The organism is uncultured Nostoc sp. (genome assembly GCF_964245575.1).
GTDB lineage: Bacteria > Cyanobacteriota > Cyanobacteriia > Cyanobacteriales > Nostocaceae > Nostoc.
The window spans coordinates 1-5,785 of record NZ_CAXTNP010000387.1 but is presented as its reverse complement, the minus strand read 5'-3'; the positions used below and the strand labels follow the sequence as shown (position 1 = coordinate 5,785).

6 protein-coding genes are annotated in these 5,785 nt (G+C 40.6%); 1 reads left to right on the top strand and 5 read right to left on the bottom strand.

The features are described from left to right. From ACFFAP_RS35085 to ACFFAP_RS35070, 4 genes are all read right to left on the bottom strand, one after another. Positions 1-190: hypothetical protein (locus tag ACFFAP_RS35085; protein WP_375515534.1), on the bottom strand; the 190-nt coding region annotated here is incomplete at its 3' end. A gap of 120 nt (positions 191-310) precedes the next feature. Continuing rightward, positions 311-499 carry a hypothetical protein gene (locus tag ACFFAP_RS35080; RefSeq protein WP_375515533.1) on the bottom strand — a complete coding sequence of 63 codons (189 nt, stop codon included), beginning with the start codon at positions 497-499 and terminating at the stop codon, positions 311-313. Positions 500-1,584: 1,085 nt separating this feature from the next. After that, entirely contained in the window at positions 1,585-2,556 is a 972-nt protein-coding gene (locus ACFFAP_RS35075) for a DUF362 domain-containing protein (RefSeq protein ID WP_375515532.1), read from the bottom strand. A 154-nt stretch (positions 2,557-2,710) separates the two neighbouring features. After that, positions 2,711-4,132 (bottom strand): aspartate ammonia-lyase, encoded by a 1,422-nt coding sequence (locus tag ACFFAP_RS35070; protein ID WP_375515531.1) that lies wholly within the window; start codon positions 4,130-4,132, stop codon positions 2,711-2,713. 144 nt (positions 4,133-4,276) lie between these two features. Between ACFFAP_RS35070 and pgsA the strand changes: the two genes are divergently transcribed. Then, positions 4,277-4,804: a CDP-diacylglycerol--glycerol-3-phosphate 3-phosphatidyltransferase gene (gene pgsA, locus ACFFAP_RS35065; protein ID WP_375515530.1), complete on the top strand. Its 528-nt coding sequence runs from the start codon at positions 4,277-4,279 to the stop codon at positions 4,802-4,804. Positions 4,805-4,845: 41 nt separating this feature from the next. Here pgsA and ACFFAP_RS35060 read toward each other — a convergent pair whose 3' ends face one another. Continuing rightward, positions 4,846-5,490: a L,D-transpeptidase gene (locus ACFFAP_RS35060; RefSeq protein WP_375515529.1), complete on the bottom strand. Its 645-nt coding sequence runs from the start codon at positions 5,488-5,490 to the stop codon at positions 4,846-4,848. Positions 5,491-5,785: the final 295 nt, after the last annotated feature.

The window sequence follows — 5,785 nt, the reverse complement described above, 5'->3', positions numbered from 1 at the left end:
CCTTGCCCCCTGCCTCCCCTGCTCCCTCATCCACCTGATCTCTGCCACTCCTATTGAAATGGAAAAAGCGTTGCGAAGTTACTTCGCAACGCTTTTTCCAAGACGGTATTATTCTCTCTTGCCCTTGATTGCTGTTGGAGGGATTTGTTTCTGCCTGTACTCTGTCAAGACAACTGAAATCTGGAGTCACACAATACAGATTTCAGCTTATTCCTGATGAACTATATCCAAATATAGAGAGATTTTCTCAAAATCAGTTTTCTCATTTTTTGTAGCTTTACTGCTGGTGAAATGCTACTGGAAAGCTTTATCAATCTTGATTTCCTTTAAAATTTTGAACCAAGGGTTGCTGGTTAATTTGAACATTAGTTGAAGAATAGTGGGCGATGACAAATACGGGTAGGGTAAGAGTCAAGAGAGCGATCGCAGTTCCCACAATGTCTGCCAAACGTTGGGAATATGTGTCGGTAGAATTGGCAGACTGGCTATTTGAATTCATACAAAATTGAAGTTCTTCGTAACGCTGTGTAGGTCTACTCTCTTATCGAGAGTTTTAATGCTATGTTAGCTATTTTTAAACTGTAGAATGTGTAGCATCCTACAATCTAAACCAGTTCTATAACTGTCATAATAGCCTTTTTATACATGGAGTTCTTAATACAAAGTTACAAAAAAACACATCATGTTTTATTTTGCAATTAATATTTTCAGATGTTTCCCTGTATGGTGTAATGGTTCGCATACGCAAAGCCAACTTTGACAGCATCATAAATTACATTTTTTCGCTGCTTAAAGATCAATTAGCAAAACATATTTCTCCGATACTTCATGATTATAACATCCTAAAACGCCTTTTATAAGGTCATTTTAGTGGAATTGTTAATTTGTGATATAGAACACAAAACAGCAATTGCACTGAATATCTATCAGTGCTTTTGATTGTTATACAGTAGTTATACACAAAAAGATTTGATCCTAGAGAAGAAATGGATAGGAATAATTTTTGTAACCAACGATAGCTACCGAATAAATACAGATACATCAACTGTGTTGTGCAGCATGGGTTCAGTGATACCACTAAACAAATATTTTAGAATTTAAATTTTACAATCTATTTAATATCACAGTAATTTTGTCAATCTATATATAGGTAGAGTCAAAAATATTTTAGAAGGTGGTGTAGAGGTGTAGGAGTTATCGCCAAACTTTGCTTATGTCTGAACAAAATACCCAATCCCAATTATCCAGATCCTAAATCCGTATAAGTTTTTGTATTACAAATTAATCAGCTAAAAAAACCGCCACTAACTATCATAGGGCGGTCTGGTTAAGCAATCGGAGGGTAATTACAGATTACTCTGCTAATAAATCAAATTGCTGTAACGAAGTTTGCATTAAATTGGGGAGTAGGGAGTAGGGAGTAGGGATTGGGGATTAGGTATAGGTTTATTCTTTCCTTGTCTCCCTCATCTCCCTAGTACAGAGGGCGCAAAAATAAACATATCATTTAAAATGGCGCAAAAGCTTGGAATATAATCCTTTTGAATGAGTGACTTTTGAATGAGTGACTTCCGGCTTGCGGTACTACTCCCTTCCATAAACACTCATTGGTTCCTTGATAAATCGGGTGTAAAGATGCTTAAAGGTAGACTTAATGACGCGGGGCATACCAAAATCGATGGGCATTAACTTGTCGGGTAGCCGCCAATCTTCTATTTTTAATAAGTCAGGATTTAAATGGGGAAACTCTATGGCAGCTAGTTCTGGACAAACTCCTAGCCTTTGGGAAGCTGCAACTGTAGGCACTTGTTCAGGAGGAACATTGAGGATTTCTATCATTGCCCGATCTAAAGCAAATATATCTGATGCGGCTGCTAAAATCCCCAGTTGGCGAGGTTCTCCATTACTGGGGCCATTTCCTTCATGACCGATGATGCCATCTAATATGGTTAAGTTAGGGTTAATTGCCCTGGCAGTTTCTACTAACATTTCACCAAATCTGTTCGCGTCTTTTCCTGCTTCCATGTGCCACCAGGCTTTCATTTTACCGGGGACGCAACCAAACAAGTTTTTTACGCCCAGTGTTAATGTCAACTGCATGTGTGATTTCACTTTAGGTAGGTTAATCACTACGTCTGCTTCGATTGCTTCTTTAGACAGCCGCAGATGGTTAAAATTGTCACTAATGGTTTGGTAACGCTGACCGTGAAAATCGATGATGGGAAGATTGAGTTCTTCTAAAATCGGCAGATAGCCATTTGCTACTGCTACGCCCTTGGCACTGCCAAAAGCAGGACTATCGCCCAAAAATGGCTTACCGCCAACCTCAATTACCATCTGGGCGACTTGGTAAACTAGTTCGGCACGGGTGATACACTCTTTACCAGGACGCGACCCTGTAAGTAGATTCGGTTTGAGTAAAACGCGATCGCCTTTTTTCACAAACGCTGCCATTCCTCCAAAAGGTTCCAGGAGAATGACTAAAGATTCCCGTAAAGCCTCTCTTTCGTAGGATGTAGCCCGAATAAGACTAACAGATGGTTTTTGAGTCTGCATGGTAGATAGGGATTAGGGACTGGGGACTGGGGACTGGGGACTGTGGACTGAGGGAGATGAGGGAGACAAAGAGGCAGTTGTTGGCGGGGGAAGGATGCAGAAAAAAAGAATTTTCCCCCTGCCTGATACCCAATCCCCAGTCCCCAATACCTTATTATTCTGTTTTGAGCGGTAAGATACCACTCATCTGTTCTAGATTTAACACTGTAGCTAAGTCTGTTTCACTCATCAATCCTCGTTCTAAGACAATTTGCCGTAGGGATTTACCAGTTTCTAAAGATTCTTTGGCGACAGCAGCAGCGTTTAAATAACCGATGTGGGTATTTAGTGCGGTTACTAAAGCTAAACTACCTTCGGCATAAGCTGAACAACGTTCCTGGTTAGCAGTAATTCCCTCAATGCAGCGTTCGGTAAGTGCGGCGATGGTATTACCCAGAATTTCGATGCTGTGAATCAAGTTATAAGCAATCAACGGCATCATCACATTTAATTCTAATTGTCCGGCTTGTGCGGCTAAAGCGATCGCACTGTCGTAACCCATCACCTGAAAACATACCATTGATGTCATCTCTGCCATCACTGGGTTATATTTTCCTGGCATAATCGAGGAACCAGGTTGCACTGGGGGGAGTTGAATTTCTTTCAAACCAGTTTTTGGCCCCGAATCCATCAGCCGCAAATCGTGAGATATTTTGACTAAATCCTGTGCTAAGTTGCGTAAAGCACCAGAAACATTTACAAATGGTGCCATACTCTGCATGGCTGCCATAAGATGGGGTGCAGGTTCCAAAGGAGTATCAATCAATTCTGAGAGAACTTCTACCACACGGGCACGATACAAAGGATGAGTATTTAACCCTGTTCCGGCTGCACTACCTCCCAAACCCAGCACCATTAAATCTCCAGAGGCGGTGTAAATCCGGTTTTGATGTTCTGTAAGGATTTGCGCCCAAGCCCGAAAATTCTCACCCAAGCGCACAGGTACAGCGTCTTGTAAGTGGGTTCTGCCAGATTTGACGATATCTTGAAATTCTACAGCTTTGTTTTCTAAGGATGCGATCGCACCATCTATTGCTGGGTGTAATGTTTTGGATAATGCCAATAATCCACCAATACGAATTGCAGTAGGAATCACATCATTGGTAGACTGCCCATAATTAACGTGGTCATTAGGACTAACACGTTTGTAATTGCCCTTTTCTTCACCAAGAATTTCTAAGGCGCGATTTGCTAAAACTTCGTTGACATTCATGTGGTGGGATGTTCCAGCACCCGCCTGATAAACATCCACGACAAATTGATCGCGGAACTTCCCAGCCAGGATTTCATCAGTTGCTTGGACAATCGCCTGACTAATATCTTGGGGAATGCAATTTAGTTCTCCATTCACAATTGCTGTAGCTTTTTTAATGAATAATCCAGCATCTACGTAGGTAGCTAAAGGATTGATGCCGCTAATAGGGAAGTTTTCGATAGCCCGAAGTGTTTGAATGCCGTAATAAACGCTACTAGCAATTTGGCGATCGCCCATCGAATCGCGTTCGATGCGGAATTGAGAGTCTGTGTGTTCAGTCATAGTATTGTTTTAGGAGAGCTACAGAAAACAGATTTTCCCACGCAGCCACACTCAGATACACTAATCTGCATAGATTTTGCATATTTGCTTGGCTGCTTGTTGCTTTACAATTGTTAATTTTGAAGTTTGATTTTTGAATTCCCTATGACCATACCCAACTGGATTACCTTCTCTCGCCTATTGGGGATACCATTTCTGCTTTACGGTTTATATAATCCCACACCTCAAGCTCAGTGGATATGTTTGGCGATTTTTCTCATTGCTGCATTGACTGATTGGCTAGACGGCTATTTGGCGCGGAAACTCAACCAAATTAGTGAATTGGGTAAATTTCTTGATCCCTTAGTGGATAAACTTCTGGTACTTGCGCCGTTGCTGGTTTTTATTGAATTAGGAAAAGTGCCGGCTTGGGGAGTGTTTTTAATTTTAGCGCGAGAATTAGCGATCGCTGGTTGGCGGGTGAATCAAACGACGATTACGGGGGCAAATATTTGGGGTAAACTCAAAACTGTTAGTCAAATAGTTGCGATCGCACTTTTGATTGCGCCTCTGGGTGAAGTGTGGCAAAGTTCCTCTCTGATTGCCTTTTGGATTTCTGTGGCCCTGACTTTAATATCTGGGGGTATTTATCTTTTGCCACAAAAAGCTAGCACTGCTGATGAAAAACAGTAATAACAGATAAATCATCGTTGTTCATGTGCATTTATCTGTATTTAAGGAACCACTGTTACAGGGGTTCCTATTGTCACTATTTTAAACAATTTCCGCACATCTTCGTTATACATCCGAACACAACCATGAGAAATTGCTTTTCCTACAGAGTTTCTTTGATAAGTGCCATGAAACCCAATTTCGTCTTTGCCATCAGTCCAAAATCCGATCCAACGTTCTCCTAATGGATTCTGAAAACCTGCGGGAACAACTTGTGTGTAACTAACAAATGGATTTTCCCAAACTGGGTTTTCAACCATATTAAGCACTTTAAATTTGCCTGTAGGCGTTTCCCACTTTGGTTTACCAATAGCTACTGGATAGCTGGCTAGTAAAACATTCCCCTGATAAATATAAAGTCTTCGTTGCTTAAGAACGAGTAGTAAATGGATATTTTGCTCAGAAGTGTTAGAAGGGGTTGGCTGCACTGGAAGCTTGAGCCTGAGCAGTAAATGCATCATTCGCTCAGAAGTTCTAGGAAGATTTGGTTGCGCTGGAGGAGAGTTCAGTTGACTAATTATTGTCTTCTCCGTTACTCCTTGCTCAACCGTAGTTTTGGCAATAACACGGCATTGAAGCCAGAAAAGCAAAGCAATTGAGATCAATCCCAATTTGAGAGTACTACGGTAATACACACTATTGTTCATAATCTGCTGCATTAACTGTATAAGTTATAAGTTTATTACAAAATATTTAATTTTCAGTTTGCTTTTATTTATTAAAAGTAATTCAGAACTCAAATATCAACTAGCTTGAAGTCTGAATTCTGAATTTTTAATCAACTATTTTGCCAAAGTTCATTAATTAAATAAGTTTTATCCTCTTCCTCGAACGCGTTGTTTTCGCGTTGTAGGATTTGGAGTATTTCGATTAGACGGTGTTGTGATATTTGGAGTATTTCGATTAGACGGTGTTGTGATATTTGGAGTATTTCGATTAGAC

Excerpts from the sequence above, each read along its gene's own strand:
- ACFFAP_RS35080 (WP_375515533.1), bottom strand. The coding sequence starts at position 499 with ATGAATTCAAATAGCCAGTCTGCCAATTCTACCGACACATATTCCCAA.
- ACFFAP_RS35075 (WP_375515532.1), bottom strand. The coding sequence starts at position 2,556 with ATGCAGACTCAAAAACCATCTGTTAGTCTTATTCGGGCTACATCCTAC.
- ACFFAP_RS35070 (WP_375515531.1), bottom strand. The coding sequence starts at position 4,132 with ATGACTGAACACACAGACTCTCAATTCCGCATCGAACGCGATTCGATG.
- pgsA (WP_375515530.1), top strand. The coding sequence starts at position 4,277 with ATGACCATACCCAACTGGATTACCTTCTCTCGCCTATTGGGGATACCA.
- ACFFAP_RS35060 (WP_375515529.1), bottom strand. The coding sequence starts at position 5,490 with ATGAACAATAGTGTGTATTACCGTAGTACTCTCAAATTGGGATTGATC.